At 70.3% G+C, this 17421-nt stretch carries 19 protein-coding genes; 8 read left to right on the forward strand and 11 right to left on the reverse strand.

Translation table 11 applies throughout. The annotated features are described in order from the left end of the window. Positions 1-47 precede the first annotated feature (47 nt). A complete protein-coding gene (locus tag G3I71_RS01265; RefSeq protein WP_164311966.1) occupies positions 48-1265 on the reverse strand; it encodes a saccharopine dehydrogenase family protein in 1218 nt (405 codons plus the stop codon). A 108-nt stretch (positions 1266-1373) separates the two neighbouring features. Here G3I71_RS01265 and G3I71_RS01270 point away from each other — a divergent pair, with 108 nt between their 5' ends. Next, positions 1374-2114: a TetR/AcrR family transcriptional regulator gene (locus G3I71_RS01270; protein ID WP_164311967.1), complete on the forward strand. Its 741-nt coding sequence runs from the start codon at positions 1374-1376 to the stop codon at positions 2112-2114. Between the two features lie 33 nt (positions 2115-2147). Next, positions 2148-3452 (forward strand): MFS transporter, encoded by a 1305-nt coding sequence (locus G3I71_RS01275; RefSeq protein ID WP_164311968.1) that lies wholly within the window; start codon positions 2148-2150, stop codon positions 3450-3452. 10 nt (positions 3453-3462) lie between these two features. Here the strand turns inward: G3I71_RS01275 and G3I71_RS01280 are convergent, their stop codons facing one another. From G3I71_RS01280 to G3I71_RS01295, 4 genes are all read right to left on the reverse strand, one after another. Further along, positions 3463-3918, reverse strand: coding sequence for a Crp/Fnr family transcriptional regulator (locus G3I71_RS01280; RefSeq protein WP_164311969.1), 456 nt, complete (start codon positions 3916-3918; stop codon positions 3463-3465). A 396-nt stretch (positions 3919-4314) separates the two neighbouring features. Then, positions 4315-5208, reverse strand: coding sequence for a Gfo/Idh/MocA family protein (locus G3I71_RS01285; RefSeq protein WP_164311970.1), 894 nt, complete (start codon positions 5206-5208; stop codon positions 4315-4317). A 100-nt stretch (positions 5209-5308) separates the two neighbouring features. Continuing rightward, positions 5309-7219 (reverse strand): long-chain fatty acid--CoA ligase, encoded by a 1911-nt coding sequence (locus G3I71_RS01290; protein WP_164311971.1) that lies wholly within the window; start codon positions 7217-7219, stop codon positions 5309-5311. Positions 7220-7772: 553 nt separating this feature from the next. Beyond that, complete coding sequence (locus tag G3I71_RS01295) at positions 7773-8069, reverse strand: DUF5133 domain-containing protein (RefSeq protein WP_164311972.1); 297 nt, start codon at positions 8067-8069, stop codon at positions 7773-7775. 251 nt (positions 8070-8320) lie between these two features. Here G3I71_RS01295 and G3I71_RS01300 point away from each other — a divergent pair, with 251 nt between their 5' ends. Both G3I71_RS01300 and G3I71_RS01305 read left to right on the forward strand, forming a co-directional pair. Next, the gene (locus G3I71_RS01300) at positions 8321-8824 is read left to right on the forward strand and encodes a pep a2 (RefSeq protein ID WP_164311973.1); all 504 of its coding nucleotides are present in this window, start codon (positions 8321-8323) and stop codon (positions 8822-8824) included. Between the two features lie 80 nt (positions 8825-8904). Beyond that, a complete protein-coding gene (locus tag G3I71_RS01305) occupies positions 8905-9417 on the forward strand; it encodes a hypothetical protein (protein WP_164311974.1) in 513 nt (170 codons plus the stop codon). A 9-nt stretch (positions 9418-9426) separates the two neighbouring features. Here the strand turns inward: G3I71_RS01305 and G3I71_RS01310 are convergent, their stop codons facing one another. Both G3I71_RS01310 and G3I71_RS01315 read right to left on the reverse strand, forming a co-directional pair. Beyond that, positions 9427-10242 (reverse strand): VOC family protein, encoded by an 816-nt coding sequence (locus G3I71_RS01310; protein ID WP_164311975.1) that lies wholly within the window; start codon positions 10240-10242, stop codon positions 9427-9429. Positions 10243-10522: 280 nt separating this feature from the next. Beyond that, positions 10523-11383 (reverse strand): SigB/SigF/SigG family RNA polymerase sigma factor, encoded by an 861-nt coding sequence (locus tag G3I71_RS01315; RefSeq protein ID WP_164311976.1) that lies wholly within the window; start codon positions 11381-11383, stop codon positions 10523-10525. On the opposite strand from G3I71_RS01315, the gene G3I71_RS01320 reads away from it, so the two are divergent. Both G3I71_RS01320 and G3I71_RS01330 read left to right on the forward strand, forming a co-directional pair. Next, positions 11370-11537 carry a hypothetical protein gene (locus G3I71_RS01320; protein WP_164311977.1) on the forward strand — a complete coding sequence of 56 codons (168 nt, stop codon included), beginning with the start codon at positions 11370-11372 and terminating at the stop codon, positions 11535-11537. The genes G3I71_RS01315 and G3I71_RS01320 overlap by 14 nt on opposite strands. A gap of 524 nt (positions 11538-12061) precedes the next feature. Continuing rightward, entirely contained in the window at positions 12062-12619 is a 558-nt protein-coding gene (locus G3I71_RS01330) for a hypothetical protein (RefSeq protein ID WP_164311978.1), read from the forward strand. Positions 12620-12691: 72 nt separating this feature from the next. Here the strand turns inward: G3I71_RS01330 and hemC are convergent, their stop codons facing one another. Next, complete coding sequence (gene hemC, locus G3I71_RS01335; RefSeq protein WP_164311979.1) at positions 12692-13627, reverse strand: hydroxymethylbilane synthase; 936 nt, start codon at positions 13625-13627, stop codon at positions 12692-12694. A gap of 88 nt (positions 13628-13715) precedes the next feature. Between hemC and G3I71_RS52555 the strand changes: the two genes are divergently transcribed. Continuing rightward, complete coding sequence (locus G3I71_RS52555) at positions 13716-13994, forward strand: hypothetical protein (RefSeq protein WP_164311980.1); 279 nt, start codon at positions 13716-13718, stop codon at positions 13992-13994. A 59-nt stretch (positions 13995-14053) separates the two neighbouring features. Here the strand turns inward: G3I71_RS52555 and G3I71_RS01345 are convergent, their stop codons facing one another. The 3 genes from G3I71_RS01345 to G3I71_RS01355 all read right to left on the reverse strand — a co-directional run bounded on the left by G3I71_RS01345 (position 14054) and on the right by G3I71_RS01355 (position 16608). Next, complete coding sequence (locus tag G3I71_RS01345) at positions 14054-15088, reverse strand: zinc-binding dehydrogenase (protein ID WP_164311981.1); 1035 nt, start codon at positions 15086-15088, stop codon at positions 14054-14056. 233 nt (positions 15089-15321) lie between these two features. Further along, the gene (locus tag G3I71_RS01350; protein ID WP_164311982.1) at positions 15322-16245 is read right to left on the reverse strand and encodes an SGNH/GDSL hydrolase family protein; all 924 of its coding nucleotides are present in this window, start codon (positions 16243-16245) and stop codon (positions 15322-15324) included. 159 nt (positions 16246-16404) lie between these two features. Further along, positions 16405-16608, reverse strand: a complete 204-nt coding sequence (locus tag G3I71_RS01355; protein WP_164311983.1) for a hypothetical protein — start codon at positions 16606-16608, stop codon at positions 16405-16407. Positions 16609-16839: 231 nt separating this feature from the next. Between G3I71_RS01355 and G3I71_RS01360 the strand changes: the two genes are divergently transcribed. Further along, positions 16840-17364, forward strand: a complete 525-nt coding sequence (locus tag G3I71_RS01360; protein WP_203728975.1) for a MarR family winged helix-turn-helix transcriptional regulator — start codon at positions 16840-16842, stop codon at positions 17362-17364. Positions 17365-17421: the final 57 nt, after the last annotated feature.

Below are 17421 nucleotides of genomic sequence, written 5' to 3' on the forward strand. Positions count from 1 at the left end.
GCCGCTGAACCGCCCGACTCCCCGGGCTTCGGCTCGGGGAGGGCACCTCACTGCTCGCGCATGCCCCACGGCGAGCCGTACGCCGTCAGCAGGTCGAGGAAGGGGCGGGCCGGGAAGGCCTCCGGGCCGAGGACACCCGAGCCGGACCAGGTGCCGGTAGCGACGAGTTCCAGGGCGACGACCGGGTTGACGGCCGTCTGCCACACCACCGCCTGGGAGCCGTACTCCGCCATGGACCACTGGTTGTCGACCACGTGGTAGAGGTACACCTCGCGCGGCGCCCCGTCCTTCGTGCCCTTGACCCACGTACCCGCGCACGTCTTGCCGTGCATGCGCTCGCCCAGCGTGGCCGGGTCGGGCAGACATGCGGCGACGACGTCCCGGGGCGACACGGCGACCGGCCCAGCCGCGCCCGGGACGGTCACGGGGCCGGTGCGGTCCAGGCCGAGCAGGTGCAGTGTCCTGAGAGTCTGGATGAACTCCTCGCCCAGGCCGTACTTGAAGGTGACACGGCGCGCGTCGATCCAGCGCGGCACGAGCAGCACCTCCTCGTGCTCGACGTTCACGCACTCCACCGGGCCGATGCCCTCGGGGAAGTCGAACACCTCCGGCTCGCTGAAGGGTTCCGTGGTGAACCAGCCCCGGCCGGACTCGTAGACGACCGGCGGGTTGAGGCACTCCTCGATCGTCGTCCAGATGCTGAAGGACGGTGCGAAGTCGTAGCCGTCGACGGTGAGGTTCGCTCCGTCGCGGATACCGATCTCCTCGATCTCGTCGAAGAGTTCGTCGGCGGCGTAACGGGCGAACACATCGGACATGCCCGGCTCGACACCCATGCCGACCAGGGCCAGCGCACCAGCCTTCGCCCACTCGTCCGCCGCCGCGAACTGTTCGTCGCCGAGCTTGACCCCGCACTCCGCGTAAGGCCGCTCGGCATGCGGGCGCGACAGGGACATCGCCATGTCGAGGTAGGTGACCCCGGCGGCGCCGGCCGCGCGGAACAACGGCATCACGAAGCGGGGGTCGGTCGCGTTGAGCAGTACGTCGCACCCGTGCCGGGCCAGCAGTTCCGCCACCGCCGCCTCGTCGGACGCGTCGACCCGCTCCGCCACGAAGCGCTCCCCGGCATCGAGCGCCGCGACCGCGGCCTCGGCTCGCGCCGGGTCGTAGTCGGCCACGACCATCAGGTCGAAGAAGGAACGCCGAGCGGCGATCCGGGTGATCGCGGTCCCCACACCGCCGGCTCCCACGAGCAGCACGCGCATGGCAAAACTCCCTTTTGTGAAGGTTCCGATGCCGTTGTCCGCCGATCCAACTCCTCACCGTCGTCTAAGGTCAATGGCGTTGGCATAAGACACCAGACGGGAGTGGCCGTGCCGAAGAAGGTCGTGCCGGAGGAGAAACGGCGGCGCCGCCGTCCCACCAGGAGCGGCACCGTGCTGTCCGAACGGCTGATCGTCGACACCGCCCTGCGCATGCTCCGCGAACACGGCAGCGCCGGCCTCACCGCCCGCCGCCTGGGCCTGGCCCTGGACGCCGACCCCAGCACCCTCTACCGCTACTTCCGTGGCATGGACGACCTGACCCTGGCCATCGGCGACGCGCTCATCGGCCAGGCGCTGCACGGCTGGAGGCCCACCGGGGAGTGGCAGGGGGACCTGCGCGTCGTCGGGCTGCGCATCCATGCCGTGTACGTCGCCCATCCGCAGGCCGCCGTACTGACCGCCAGCCGTGTCACGGGCCGCGCCAACGAACTGGCCGCCGACGAGGCCATCCTCGACGTCCTGCGCACGGCCGGTTTCCCGCTGCCGGAGACGGTACGGATCTACCACGCCTTCATCGACCAGACGCTGGCCTTCGCCGCCCTCGACGCCGCCTCCCTGGCCCTGCCCCGCGCCAGCCTCACCGCCGACGAGGACATGTGGCGCTCGACCTACGCCCGCCTGCCCCGCAGCACCCACCCCAGGATCGCCGAAGCGGCCCCGCTGCTCGCCGCCCGCATGGTCGCCAGCGCCTATCCGACGGCCCTCGACATGCTGCTGGACAGCGCCGCACGGACGCTCGCCGGAGAAGGCCCCGGCAGCGCCTACGGCTCCTGTGATATTGAAAGCTGAGCCGATTGGATGTAGCGAGCAACCAGGACACCCGTGGACCCCAGCAACAGCAGTACCGGCAACGACTCGGACCCTCAGCCGACCGCGCCCGCCGACGAGCCCCGCCCGGACGGGCGCCGCTGGGCCATGGACACCCGGCCCCTGCGCCGCCCCGCCTACCGCCGCCTGTGGTCCTCGACCGCCGTCACCGCCGTCGGCAGCCAGCTCACCGCCGTCGCCGTGCCCAAGCAGATCTACGACATCACCGGCTCCTCCGCCTGGGTCGGCTACGCGAGCCTGGCCGGACTCCTGCCCCTGGTCGTGTTCGCCCTGTGGGGCGGCGCGATCGCCGACAGCATGGACCGCCGCAAGCTCCTGCTGATCACCAACACCGGCATCGCCGTCACCTCGCTGCTGTTCTGGATCCAGGCCCTCGTCGGCCTCGACTCGGTGGCGACCCTCATGGTCCTGCTCGCCCTCCAGCAGGCGTTCTTCGGCCTGAACTCACCGGCCCGCAGCGCCGTCGTCGCCCAGCTGGTGCCCGAGGAGGAACTCGCCGCGGCCAACGCCCTGGGAATGACCGTCCTGTACACCGGCCTGGTCGCGGGACCGCTGCTCGCCGGCACCCTCATACCCGTCATCGGCCTCGCCGAGCTGTATCTGATCGACGCGCTCGCCCTGTGCGTCACTCTGTGGTCCGTCGTACGGCTGCCCCCGCTCCCGCCGGGGCCGGCGGCCTCCCGGAAGGCGGGCGCACGCGAGATCGTGGCCGGGTTCCGCTACATCGCCCTGCACAAGGTGCTCCTGCTCTCTTTCCTCGCGGACATCGTCGCCATGGTCTTCGGTATGCCCCGTGCACTGTTCCCGCAGCTCGCCGCCCAGACGTACTCCCCGTACGGGGAGGAACGCGCCCTCGGCCTGCTGTTCGCGGCGATCCCGGTGGGCGCGGTGCTCGGCGGCCTCTTCTCCGGCACGTTCTCCCGGGCGCGCCGGCACGGCTGGATGGTGATCGGCGCGGTCGTCGCCTGGGGGCTGGCGATCACGGGCTTCGGGCTGAGCACCAGCCTGTGGGCGGCGGTGGCGTTCCTGGTCGCCGCCGGCGTCGCCGACATGGTCTCCGGTGTCTTCCGGGTGGCGATCCTGATGTCGGCGGCGACCGACGAGATGCGCGGCCGGATGCAGGGCGTCTTCACGGTCGTCGTGGTGGGCGGTCCCCGCCTGGCCGACCTGCTGCACGGCACCACGGCATCCGCCCTGGGCCCCCGCACCGCCGTCGCCGGCGGCGGACTGCTGGTCGTCGCCGTCACCCTGGCCCTGACGGCCGCGATGCCGGCACTGCGCCGCTACCGAGTCCGATGACCGGCACTCCCTACCCGGGCCCCCGCTTGTACAGGGAGTAGTCCTCCATCAGCCTGCCCCTGGTCAGCTCCAGCCGGTGGGCGAGGATCTCGGCGATGACCCGCACCAGTTGCAGCCCGAGGGCCGGTTCCTCCTCGCAGAGCTCGAGCACCGACGCGGCGTCGAACTCGTAGGCGCGTACAGGGCTGAAGGCCTCGGCGCCGAAGTCCCACCGGTGGGGCGGGAAGAGCCAGGACCAGCCGAGCAGGTCGCCCGCGCCCAGACTGGCCACGGTCACCCGCTGTACCGGCGTCACCTGCTGGACCAGGGAGACCGCACCGGAGCGGACGACCCAGAAACGGTCGGCGGTGTCGCCCGCCTCGAAGATCCTGAAGTCCTCGGGAAAGGACACCTCCGTCGCGAGTGAGAGCAGACGCTCACGGCGGGGCGGGGGAAGGGCGGTCAGCAGCTTTGTCGCTTTGGTCATGAGCAGGGCTCCTCGCCGGCGATCCGGAGGGAAGACGTCCGCCGTGGCAGTGCACTGCCCGGCTCCGCCGGCTTCCCCTCCATCCATTTCAGCCGCTGCGGGCGCGCCGGGCACCTCGGCGGCAGGTATGAATCTGCTTTTTGACAGAAGAAGGCCCTGGCTGGACGGGGGAGACCAGCCAGGGCCGTAGGTGGTGGCACGCGGAGGGCGGTCGCCTCGCGGCGAAAGGCTCCATGGGGCTTCAGCCGAACGATCTTCCCCATGGGCTATAGGTGAGGCCCGGGGACACTGTCCCCTCCGCAGCCACATACAGAAGAACGGCCGACCCTTCCGGGTTGTTCCGCGTCTACGCCCACGCCGGGCGTGATCCACGTCACGCCCGGTTTCGGGGGTGGCTCAGGCCTCGGACACCTGGGCCATCAGCGTCTGCAGATGAAGGCCGCGACGGGCGTCGAGCTCGCCGGAGACACCGGTGCGCACGGCGGTCGCGAACTCGCGGCGCAGCACCGGCCAGCTCTCCTCGCTGTCGAGTTCGGAGCTGTCGAACACCAACTCCGGCCCGGAACCGAAGAGTTCGACACGGGCGACACCTTGCGCCACGTTCACCGAACCGGACAGGGAGGCCTGACTGACCGCGCCGTTCTCGTGCTCACAGGTGAGTTCGATCCAGCGGCGCGGATCCCCGGTCCCGCGCACCCGTGCGATCCGCCCCACGGACGCGTCGAGCAGGTCGAGGACATGCGGCCCCAGATCGAGCAGCGCGCCGTGTTCGAGCCGCCAGGGGGTCGCGAACGCACCGCCCAGAAAGGCATCGCTCAGAAAGCACGCCCGCGCGCCGAACACGTCCGCCTCGCTCGCCGCCTTCAGGAACCGGCGGGTCTCGGGGTGGTAGCGGTTCGTCAGGGTGACCTGGGAGACGACCCCGGCCTCGTCGATCGCATCCACCAGCCGCCGGGCCGCCCCGAGGTCCTCGGCGATCGGCTTCTCCAGCAGCAGCGCCTTGCCCGCCTTCGCGGCGCGCAGGGCCAGCTCGGCCTGAACGGCGGGCGGTACGGCGAACGCCAACGCCTCGCAGGAGTCGAGCAGTTCCTCGAACCGGGCGGCGACCGGGGCCCCGTACGGCGCCGCCGTCTCCTGGGCCGCCTCGGGGCGGCGCGCCCAGACCCCGGCGAGCTCGGTCTCGGGCCCGGCGGCCAGCACGCGCGCGTGCACCCCCCGCGCCCAGGGGCCGGCCCCGACAAGCCCGACCCTGACGGGCGCGTGCGACCACGGTGCGGCGGTACTGGTCACGGCAGGGTCCAATCCGTACGGGAGGCCGATACGGAGATCACTCTGCGGGCCCGCCCGCCGTACCGTCAACCAGGATCCGCGTGGCGTACGCGCCCTGTACTCAGCGGAACACGTTGTCCGAGTCGTCCCAGTGCGCGAGTTCCTCCGCCGCCGCGTTCGGCCGGGGAGAGCGGGTCCTGGCCTGGTACATCGCGTCGATCTCGAAGGCGTAGTGCCGCACGATCGCGTCCCGGCGCAGCTTCATCGAGGGGGTCAGCAGGCCGTTGCTGAGGGCGAAGGGCTCCGCGAGGACCCGGAACACCCGGATCGACTCGGACCGCGACACCGTGCTGTTGGCGGCGGCGACGGCCCGTCCGATCTCCTCCCGCAGGGCGTTCTCCTCGCGCGCCTGGCGGTGCGGCATGTCCTCCTGCAGGGCCAGCGACGCGCGCCAGTGGGCGAGAAAATCCGGGTCGAGGGTGATCAGGGCGCCCACGCACGGCCGGTTGTCACCCACGATCACCGCCTGGTGCACCAGCGGATGCATACGCAGCCGCTGCTCCAGGGCGGCAGGGGCGACGCTCTTGCCGCTGCTGGTGATGATGATGTCCTTCTTGCGCCCGGTGATCGTCAGATACCCCTCCGTGTCCAGCCGCCCGATGTCCCCGGTGGCCAGCCAACCGCCCCGCAGCGCTTCCCGGGTTCCGGCGTCATCATGGACGTACCCCTGGAAGACCGAGGTGCCGTACACCAGGATCTCGCCGTCCTCGGCGACCCTGATCTCCGTGCCGGGCAGCGGCTGCCCGACCGTCCCGAACTTCTCCCGGCCCACGGGCTGCGCGGTGACACCGCCGCTGGTCTCGGTGAGGCCGTAGCCGTCGTGGACGAGGATGCCGATACCCGAGTAGAAGAGGGCCAGTTCACGGTTGAGGGGTGAGCCGCCCGACACTGCCCCGCACACCCGTCCGCCCAGGGCCGCACGCAGCTTGCGGTACACCGTCCGTTCGTAGAGGGCGTGTTGGAGCCGCAGGTCGAATCCGGGTCCGGAGCCCGTACCCAGCCGCTGCCGTTCGGCAGCCGTCGCGAAGTCCCGTGCGGTACCGACGGCCCGCTCGAACAGGGCGCCCCGGCCCGCCTTCTGGGCGGCGCGCAGGAAGTTCTTGTAGATCTTCTCGAACACCGACGGCACCGCGTACAGATACGTCGGCCGGAAGGAGAGCAACGCCGCCGACAGCGCCTCCCCGCTCAGGTCGGGTTCGTGCCCCATCAGCATTCCGCCGCGCAGACACAGGCCCTGGATCATCAGGCCGTACACGTGCGAGAAGGGCAGGAAGGCGAGGACCCTGGGCTGTACGCCGGGCGGTGCCGCCGTGTGTCTCCAGCCCGCGAGCAGGGTGTCGCAGGGGCTGGCCAGGTTGCGGTGGGTCAGGGCGCAGCCGCGGGGATGCCCGGTCGTGCCGGACGTGTAGGCGATCACCGCGGCCGAGTCCGGCAGCACGATCCGGCGCATGGAGTTGACCGTTGTCGTCGCCACCGGCCGCCCCAGCTCAACGAGTTGGGACAGGGCTCCGTCGTCCAGCTGCCACACGTTGCGCAGCAGGGGGAGCGAGGTGCACACCGAACCGACGGTCATGAGGCCCTGTTCGTCCTCGACGACGACGGCACTGCACTGCGAGTCCGCGAGGATCCAGGCGACCTGGTCGCGCGAGGAGGTCGGATAGATCGGCACGACCTCGGCGCCCACCGCCCAGAGCGCGTAGCAGAGCACTGTCCACTCGTAGCGGGTACGGGCCATGATGGCCACGCGGTGGCCCGGTGAGATGCCGGAGGCGATGAACCCTTTGGCCAGATCGACGACCTCGTCCCGCAGCTCGGCGGCCGTCACCTGCGTCCAGACCTGTTTGGCCGGGTCGGGGCGGCGTGAGAGCTGCGGCAGGTTCGGTTCATGGAGCGCCGTGTCGAAGACGCTGTCGGCGAGTCCACCCGTCAGCGGTGCGGTGACGGTGGGGGGAGCGAGGGCGAAATCGCGCATGCGCTGCTCCTGGATCGTACTGACTGTGACCGCGCCGACGGTTGGAGTTATCGACGGTGAACGAATGTAGCTCAGGTGAAGGGCTTTGTTGTCGGGAACTGCGAAGTCGTTTTCCCCGCACAGGTTTCGGAAGTGGTTTTCCGCGAACCATCCCTTATGTCGCTCCACTTCACTTCCTGGAGGAAGGCGACCGCGTCCAGGTCCTCCCGCCCGCCGTGCACGTTCGGCGTCCACTGCCCGCAATCGCGCGAGTGGTCGAGGTAGAGCATCGAGGTGACCGCGCCGACCCGCAGGCCATCTGTAGGGAACTCCTCGCACCAGTAGCCGTGGCCGGCGAGGGCGAGGAGGCAAGGGGAGTTCGCCGATGGCGGGGAAGCGGACTCCGCCGATGAGTTCGACGGGGTGTGCGCCGCTGAGGGCGCCGAGGCCGAGTTCGGCGGGCGTCTGCCACTTTCGATCGCCGGGCGTACATCCCGTACAGGGATGCGGCCGATGGCCGGGGTCGGGCACATGGGTCTCATCTCTGCCGTGCACCGGGTCGGGGCGGGCGGCGCTATCCCCCCGCTGTGGAGCGCTGGACGGCCGGGGAGGCGTGCCCGGTGAAATGGTCCCCGTGCGCCCATCCGGCCTGCTCCCGGAGGTAGGCGACCAGGCTGGTGCGGAGATAGCGTTCGGCGGCGTGCACGGCCTCACGCGCGCACCGTTTCCCCATCAGCACGCACAGGGTGTAGCCCGAGTCCTCGAAACTGTCCCGTGCCGAACGGTCGGACGGGGCCGCGAGCATGACGCGCTCCCACGCCCGGTATCTGTTCAGCTGCCGGGCGACCTCGGCTTTGGCGGGCAACAGCATGGCGCTGGTCCCCTTCCTCGTGACTCACTGCTTCTGCGCTTCTACGGCGAGACCTTCACTCATGGTGCACGTGCGACGACCCAGCGTCCTGTTGGAACTTCAACCATCGCTGGTGGTGCTCGTGTTGCACGAATGGACCAGCCCTCCCACTCTGGAGTGACTCGGAAGCGAACAGCGCTCACGCTTCGCGTTCGGGGCCCGGCCCCGCAGAGCGCGGAGGAACGTGGGTCCGCCGTGAGGAGCCAACGAAGATGAAGACCGCAGAGTCCCGCTACTACCACCTCGACGTGGAGGTCTGTCCCGAACGGGTCGGGCAGGTGGGCCGCATCCTGTCAGCCCACCTCCGGCTGTGGGACCTGGAGCACCTCGCCGGATCCGTCTGTCACGGCATCGAAGCGCTGTTGCGCGCCATCGACGAGCACGCGACCGACAAGCAGGCGGTGATCGAGATGTGGTGGAACGGCCAGCACCTCATCACCGCGATCGCCGAGAACGACCGTGACCTGCGCCTCGACCGGGAACTCGGCAACTGCCTGGCGCGGATCGCCGCGGTGAGCGACGGCTGGGGCTGCTGTGTCATTGGCACCGGTGCCAAGGTCATCTGGTTCTCGCGCCGGGCCCGCGCCTGCGAAGGCTTCCCGCTGTTCCCGGCCCCGCCCGGACCGACCCTGCGGGAGGTGCGCCAACTGCCCCGAGGGGGCCCGGCCTTCGCCGGTCCGGAGAACAGGGCGCCGGGCGTTCTTGCGAACGCGTAAGGACGGTACTTCCGGACTCTGTCCGGGCATAGTGGAGTTGTGTCCTGCTACGGGGGCGGGGTGGGTACGGGGGGAACACCGTGTTCAGGTATGTCCACTACGAAGTGACGTGCGCGATCCTCGCGGTCTGCGCGACGGCGGTGAGCGCGGGTGTGGTTTTCGGGGTGAAGGGTGCCCCCGAGGCGCCGCGAGGTGTCGCGCATGAGGTCGCCTTCGGTCTGCTCACCCTGGTGTGCGTCGCAGGGTTCGGGGTTCTCACCGTCTCCAGGCTGAAGTGGTTCGGTGAAGGGCGGGACTTCGACAAGGCGGTACCGCTGGAGGAGACCGGCGCTGCCTTGCCGACGCGGGGCGAGCAGTACCGCAACTGCCTCAACGTGTACCTCTTCGTCGTCCTGGTGACATGCGCGCTGGGCGGCGGGCTGTTGTGGGAGCGCGGCCTGGCAGTCTCGCCACTGTTCTTCGCGTCGGCATGGCTGGCCCGCGGGTGGTGGGTCGCCCGCTGGGAGCGGTGCCACGGCCTGCTGCTCTGGACCGGCCGGGCCCGCGCCCGGCTTCCGGAAGGCGACGAGCACCTGTACTCGTCGGTCCGATAGCCGACCGGCTCAGCGCGGGAGACGTGAAGTCACTGTGAACTGCGCCCCGTCCGGGTCGCGCAGCACCGCCTCGTACGGCACGGAACCTGAGTCGTACCCCAGGACGCTGCCGCCGTTGTTCTGCGCGGTCTTGACGCAGGCCGCCACGTCCTCGACCGCGAAGTGGACCTGCCAGTGCGGCCGGATCGTGGGGTCGGGCGCCGCCTCCAGCGCTCCCGAGACGATGCGGGCCACGACGTCGCCCCGGCTGCGCAGCACGACCTCGTTGCCCTCGTAGTGGACCTGGCAGCTGCCGGGCCGGTCCGAGGCCCACTCCAGGATCTCGCCGTAGAAGATGGCCGCGTCGAACGCGTCGCGGGTGTGCAGCCGTACGAACGTCGGCGCCGCCCGCCGCCAGGCCTCCCAGCCGGTGAGCAGCTCACCCTCCCAGATCCCGAAGACGGCCCCGTCGCGGTCGGCCAGCAGGGCTGCCCGGCCGGGCGGGAGGGAGAGCGGCCCGACCGCCGCCGTACCTCCGCGCTCACGGACCCGGGCGACCGCGTCGTCCGCGCTCGGCACGGCGAAGTAAGGGGTCCAGGCGACCACCATCTGCCATACGGAGGCCACCGCGGCGATCCCCGCGACCGGCGTACCGTCCACCAGGGCGACCCGGAAGTGGTCGCCCAGGCGGGCCGAACGCCATCGCCAGCCCAGTACGGCGCTGTAGAACGCCTCGGTGGCAGGTGTGTCACGGCTGGTCAGACTCACCCAGCAAGGGGCGCCGAACACGGAACGGGTCGAGGAGACGACGTCCGTCGCGCCGCCGGGATGTGTCGGGTGGTTCATGGCACTCGTGTCCTGACTTCGTCGACCGGCAGGTACCGGTCGGGCACCAGTCTCCGACCGAACCCCGTCCCGGTGCCTGTCGAGTACCCCGATCGTGTCTTTCGGCACCTGGTGAGTGCCGCATTGGCGTATCGCGGAGAGGATTCCGAACCAGGGACGTCAGGGGGAAATGCCGGCCGGAATCCGTGCCGAACCGCAATTCGTCCCGGGCAGTCACGGACCCGCTCGGATTCCGGGCGGCGCACCGAACTCACAAGGCTTGTACGGAGTCTCCGGGCCCTCAGCAGGCGTCCGCGAGCATTTCCTCATGCCGTGTCCGGCTCCTCCCAGAGTGTTCGACGGACGGTTCGATGGACGATTCCTCGTCGAGCTCCTCGCGGATGCGTGCGCAGCAGGTGCTGAGCAGCCGGGAGACGTGCATCTGCGAAATGCCGAGTTGCGACGCGATCCGGCTCTGGGTCATCCCGCCGAAGAACCGCAGGTAGAGGATGGTCCGCTCGCGTTCGGGCAGAGCCCGCAGACAGGGGCTGACGGCAGTGCGGTCGACGATGAGGTCGAAGCCGGGGTCGGTTCTTCCGACGGTGTCCGTGAGCGCGTACCCGTCGGTGCGCGGCAGCTCCGCCTCCAGCGACAGCACGGAGAAGCAGTCCAGGGCCTCCATGCCGGTACGCACCTCGCTCTCGCTCAGTTGCGCGTAGGCGGCGATCTCGGTGACGGTCGGTGGCCGTCCCGAGACGGTGGCGGACAGTTCCCGGGAGGCGGAACGGACCCGATTGCGCAGGTCCTGGACCCGGCGCGGCACATGCAGCGCCCACAGATGGTCGCGGAAGTGGCGCTTGATCTCACCGGTGACGGTCGGCACGGCGTAGGCCTCGAAGGCGGCGCCGCGCTCGGGGTCGTAGTGGTCGACAGCCTTGACGAGTCCGACGGCCGCGACCTGGTAGAGATCCTCCAGGGCCTCGCCGCGCCCCCGGAAACGGACCGCGATCCGCTCCGACATGGGCAACCAGGCCCGTACGACGTCGTCCCGGAGGGCCTGGCGTTCCGGTCCTTCGGGCAGTCGGGCGAGCCGCTCGAAGGCGGCGGTCGTGTCGGGGGCGTCGTCGTGCGGATGTTGCTTCGTTCTGGTGGCGACAAGCATCGCGCGCACCTTCCTCGCACTGGTGCTGGACGGACAGACACCGGGGGAGGGTGCGCTCACGGACCGGACGAAGGTCGCCGAGACCCGGCGAACCGGCTCCCACGGGCGTGCCTCCAGTCCGAAGCACTACCTGACGAATTCCCGCTCCAGGTGACATGGAAACAAATCGACATAAGAAGTGACTCGCTGTTTCCCGTCGGTCGCCACGTGAATTCACCACATGGAACATGCTGCATGCATGTTCTTGGCTCCTTCATTCCCTCCTCATGGTTCTTTGCCTCTGACACAGAGCTGATCTCGATGTGTGGAACCAGTGACCTTCGCGGACGAACCGGCCGACGCGCTTCTCGGAGTGCGGCGGCTGATCAGGCCCTGGCGGCGGTCGGCCTCACCGACGCGGCCGACCGGCTCGCGAAGACGTACTCCGGTGGCATGGTGCGCCGGCCTCCTCGCTCCTCGGCAGGCCGGCCCGCTGAACGCGGGTCGCGGCCAAGTACCGGAACGTGATGTGCGGCACGCGCCCACCTGGTGTGGGGCGGCCCTTCGCCGGATTTCCGCTGCACACCGCTTGATCAGTGATCAAGGGGACGAATTCGCTGGCCACAGCGCATTCCGCTCATTTGACTGTGCGCCGGGCGCAAGGATAGGAAGCAGCCATCCGAGGTCGAGAGGTGGACTGTGCACGAGCCGAACGTGGTCGGGGACTGGCACGAGTACGACGAGCATGCCGGCCTGCGTGTCCGCGTCCACCGGCTGGTTGCGGCCGAACCTCCGCGCGGGCGCGACGACGCGGCCGAGGGACTGACCTACTTCAGCCTCCGGGTGACGGTCGAGAACCGTGGCGACCGGCGTTTCGGCGTCCACCTGGAGGACGGCCAGATCGACATCCGGCTCGGCCCCGACGGCGAGGGCGCCTTCATCGACTGGCGGAACTCGCAGTTCATCGAGGGCTTCGACGTCCATCCGCTGCGCCGCGCCACGGCCGTCCTGTACGCGGCCGGCCCGGAAGCGTCCCTCGCGCAGGTGGACGTACAGATCCAGCTGCGGGTCGAGGAGGAGTGGGCCGCCCGGCACCTGTGGGTGGGCGGGATCGGCCTGCCCGAGGACTTCACCGGCGCCGGCGCGCACCACGGAACGGCCCGGGACGGGGTGGCCCACCAGGTGAGCGACTTCCTCAAGGAGCAGCGGGACCTGAGGGAGCAGCGGGACCAGAAGGGCCAGACGGAACCCACCTGAGCGGCCTACCGACCCGAACCGGCGTGCTGACAACGCTTCCGCCGGACGGGCTCGGCTTCCGTTCCCCGGTCCTCAGTGCGCGATGTTGTCGATCAGCTCGCGCGCGCCCTGCCGCAGCAGCGCCACCGCCACGGACGTGCCGAGCGTGGCCGGGTCGAGGCGGCCCGCCCATTCGTGGGCGTTGAGCTGGACCTTGCCGTCGGGAGTGAACACGCAGGCGCGCAGGGAGAGTTCACCGTTGCGCGACACCGTCGCGTACCCGGCGATCGGGCTGTTGCAGTGCCCCTGGAGAACGTGCAGGAACATGCGTTCGGCCGTCGCCTCCCGATGCGTGTCCGGGTCGCCGAGGCCGCTGACCGCGTCGATCAACTCGGTGTCGCCCTCACGGCACTGGAGGGCGAGGATGCCCGCGCCGATCGGCGGCATCATCGTCTCGGGGGAGAGGATCTCGCTTACCATGTCCATCCGGCCGATGCGCTCCAGTCCGGACACGGCGAGGAGCAGCGCGTCCGCCTCACCGGCCGCGAGCTTCTCCAGCCGCCGGTTGGCGTTGCCGCGGAACGGCACGCACTCCAGATGCGGGTGGGACGCGGCCAGTTGGGCGATCCGGCGCACCGAGGACGTACCGATCCGGGTGCCGTCCGGCAGCTCGTCGAGGGTGCGGCCACCGGGGTGGATCAGGGCGTCACGGATGTCGTCCCGCCTGAGGAACGCGGCGAACATCGTGCCCGCGGGGAGCGGCCGGTCGGCCGGCACGTCCTTGACGCAGTGCACCGCCAGATCGGCCTCACCGGCCAGCAGCGCGGCGTCGACCTCCTTGGTGAACGCCCCCTTGCCCTCGACCTGGGACAGATCGCCCATCCACTTGTCGCCGGTCGTCTTCACGGGGACGACCTCGGTGCGCACCCGCGGATGTACGACGGCCAGTTCGGCGCGTACCCGTTCCACCTGGGCCAGTGCCATGGGCGAGTCGCGGGAGACGATACGGATCATTTCAGGGACGGACATGCCGACACGATAGACCCTCCGGGCGGCCCTCTCGGTCCGAACCGGTCGCTTCGCCCGGGGAGTTCCCACCCGGCGCGGAGACCGTCAGGTGCCCCGCCGCCGGGCCCACGGCGGGGCACCTGACGGCCCGCAGGGCAGGAAGGACACGGAGGCGAAGTCAGTACCGCGGCCCCGGCACCGATGCCCCCACGACGACCCGGAACCCGTTCCCGAAGGGCAGCGGCACCCCGCCGAACGGGTGGTCGTCCGGGCCGGTACGACGCCTGCCATCGCGCTGGGCACCGCCGTACCGATGGACCGCATCAACGTGTTGAGGCTGCACGGCAGGGCGGTGTACGGGGTCCACGAGCTGCCCGTCGAGTGGTGACCGTGAGGCCACGGGCGGGGCCGGGGGAGCTGTCTCCCGGGCCCGCCCGCTTGCCTGTCCTACTCGTCGAAGGTGACGACGACCTTCTCGGCGGCTCCGGGGGTGAGGGCCAGGTCGAAGGCGGTGTCGACGTCGGCGAAGGGGATGCGGTGGCTGATGAGCTTGGCGAAGGTCTCGTGGTGTTCGACGAGTTCGGGGGTGACCTCGAAGATCTCGGTGGGGTAGCCCTGGGAGGCGATCAGGGTGAGCTCGCTGCGGAGCATGCCGCCGAGGTCGATCTGGTCCGACTTCTTCTGTACGGCGACCATGACGAGCTTGGCGCCCCACTTGGCGGAGTCGACGGTGGTGTTGAAGACGGCGGCGACGCCGGCGGCGTCGATGTAGATGTCGGTGCCGGGGCGGGGCTGGCCGAGAGCGTTGGCGGCCTGGCCGTGGAGTTCCGTCAAGCGCTCCGTCACGTTCTCGGTGCGGGAGTTGATGACGGCGTCGGCGCCGACGGCCAGGGCGGTCTCGAGGCGCTCGGGGATCACGTCGGCGACGACGACGTGCTTGACGCCACGCAGCTTGAGCCAGATGGTGGCGCCGAGGCCGATGGGGCCGGCACCGAAGACGACGACGGTGTCCTCGGAGGTGGCTTCGGAGCGGTTGACGCAGTGCCGGGCGACCGCCATGGGCTCGTTCAGTGAGGCGACCTCGAAGGGGACGGTGTCGGGGAAGACGGCGACCGTCCTGCCGACCTCGCAGTCGTCGAGGAGCAGGTACTGGCTCATCGCGCCGTGTGCGCCGCCGCAGCCGATGATGCCCGACGACACGCCCTGCGGGTTCACGACGACGCGGTCTCCGACCTTCAAGTCCCTTACCTCCGCGCCGAGTTCGATGATCTCACCGGCTGGCTCGTGGCCCAGCGGGATGGCGCGCATGGTGCCGTCGGCGGTCGGCATGCCGCCGAGGTGCAGGAAGAAGGTGTCGGTGCCGCAGATGCCGCAGGCACGGACACGCATGAGGGCGTCCTTGGGGCCGGGTACGGGGCGTTCGACGTCGACGACCTCGACCTTGTCCTTCGCGGTGTGTACGGACTTCATCGTGGTGGCCATGAGTAACTCGCCTTCTGAGTATCGGAGTCGGGGTTCTTGCGTGTGGGGGCTCTGTGGGTGGCCGGTGGCCGGACCACGGTCGGTGTCCGGGCCGGCGTCGATCCGGATGCCGGGGGCGCCGTTTACCCTGGGTGATCGCGTCGGCCCGGATGCCCTGGTTCCGGGACCTCACGTCCGGGTTCCGGGCACCTGGGCGTCTCGCGTTGCTTGTCCGCTTCATGAGACATGAGTGCTCATCCCGCAGCCTTCAGGGCGCGCAGCACGGCGTCGGCCATACCGCGCTCACCTCGCTCGTTGGGGTGAACCGGGGCCGCGTCCGCGGCCGGCATCAGGGGCTCGATCCAGCGGATCTCCCGAGCCGCGCAGGCGTCACGCCCGACGGACGGCCCGTAGGTGTCGACGTACACCGCTCCGGCGGCCTCGGCCCGCTTCCGCAGGGTGCTGTTGAGCTGCCGCTCCTTGGCGTCGAGGAACCGGACGTCCCCGGGAGCGAGGGTCATGTCGTCGTCGCAGCGCTTCCCCTCCGACGGCAGGATCGCCGGATAGCCGACGACGTACACCTCGGCCCGCGGTGCCCGGCGCTTCACCTCGGCGAGCGCGCCGGTCAGCCGCTCGCCGGCCGCGTCGATCCGCCGGGCCACCTTGTCGGTGCCGTCGGAGACGTACTCCCCGTGACAGGGCGCGTCGTTCCCGGTGAACCTGCCGCTACCGGTCAGCCGGTAGACGACGCCCTTATTGACGCACTCCTGGACCGTGGCGGCGAAACCGATGTCGTTGCCGCCCACGCCGATCGTGACCAGCCCGGTCCTCGCCGTGAGCGCGGACAGCTGGGCCGGGTTGACGCCGTTGTCCGTGGACTGGGTCGAGGAGAGGTCGGCGATCTTCGCGCCGCTGCAACTCATGTCGCGGAAGTCGGCCGTGTCCAGGGCCAGTTGCCGCGCGACCAGAGAGGGGTAGTTCCGGTCGGAACGGTCACAGCCCACGGGGGTGGTGGCCTGGGTGGGAATCCCCGGGCCGGAGGTGTAGGAGTCGCCCAGCGCCACGTACGGGCCCTGTGGCGGCGCCGAATCGTCGTCGCCGCGTCCGACGGTGATCACGGTGACCAGCACGCCGCACGCGACCGCCCCGGCCAGTCCGGCTCGTACGTAGGTCCTCATAGGGGTGTCCTGCCTTCCGTCTCCTGAGGCCGGCCGGGCCGGCACTGCTCGCTTCGGGGGGCACGTGGCCCGGGGGACGGTGGTGGGCGGTGGGCGGGACGGTCTCGGTGGCGCTGTCGGCCTCGTACGCCGGGGAGTGGGCCGGGGGCTGCCCAGTGGTCACGAGGAGTCGCCGTCGAACCGGGGTGGGATGTCCTCGGACTCGGCGCCGGACGGGGGGAGTTGTCCGATGCCGAGCCCGAGGGGCGCGCCGGTCCCCGTCCCCACGGGTTCGGCGCGGCGGGGCCTCCTCCGCTCGAGGCGGCCCCGGTCCGGGTGCCCGCGGCTCTTCGCCGCGCGGTCTTCGGTGACCTGGGCGGTCACCGGGGATGGTGGTCAGGTGGTGCGGGTCATGGGAACTCCTGCGGTTGTGGCGCGAGGGGTCTGTCGGGTCGCAGGGGTATTGCCGACGGCGACGGACTCCGGTTTGCTTGAGTCAGGCAAGCACATGTGAATTACTTGAGTCAAGCAAGCTAATGTCGAACAGTGTCGAGCCTGGAAGGGGAGTGGGTTATTTTGCTTGAGTCACGCAAGCAGAATGTTAGGGTGGCGGGCATGCCTGCACCACCGTCAGCGGAAGTCCTCGCTTCGGCGGCGACGGACGTGGCCGAGATCGACCGGAATCTCAACCGGATCGCTCACCTGGCGTACCACGCCAGGCAGCACGGGCGGCTGAGGGAACTGGCCGGCGTCCCGCTGGAGCGCTCCGCCGTGGTGCTCCTGCGGCAGATCGCCGACTCCGAGCCCCTGCGCCCGGGGGAGCTGGCGAACCTGCTGGCGGTGGAGGCGTCGCACATCACCCGCCAGGTGCAGCAGCTCCAGAAGGCCGGTTACGTCACCCGCGTACCCGACCCCGACGACCGCCGCGCGCAGCGCATCCGGCTCACCCCGGCGGGCGCCGAGGCGGTCGTCCGTATCCGGGAGGTCAGTTGCCGCAGTATGCGGGGGGCCCTGGAGGGGTGGTCGCCCCATGAACTCCGGCGCCTGACCGCCTTCGTGGACCGGATGGTCGACGACGTGCTCTCCGCCATCGACGCGGACGACGGCCGTGATGCCGCCGTGTCCCACCACACTCCCTGACCGCACCGGGCGGCGCAGCGTGCCCCCACTCGGCGTGCCGTCCGATGTCGTCGGACG

Source organism: Streptomyces sp. SID12501 (genome assembly GCF_010550245.1).
Taxonomy (GTDB): domain Bacteria; phylum Actinomycetota; class Actinomycetes; order Streptomycetales; family Streptomycetaceae; genus Streptomyces.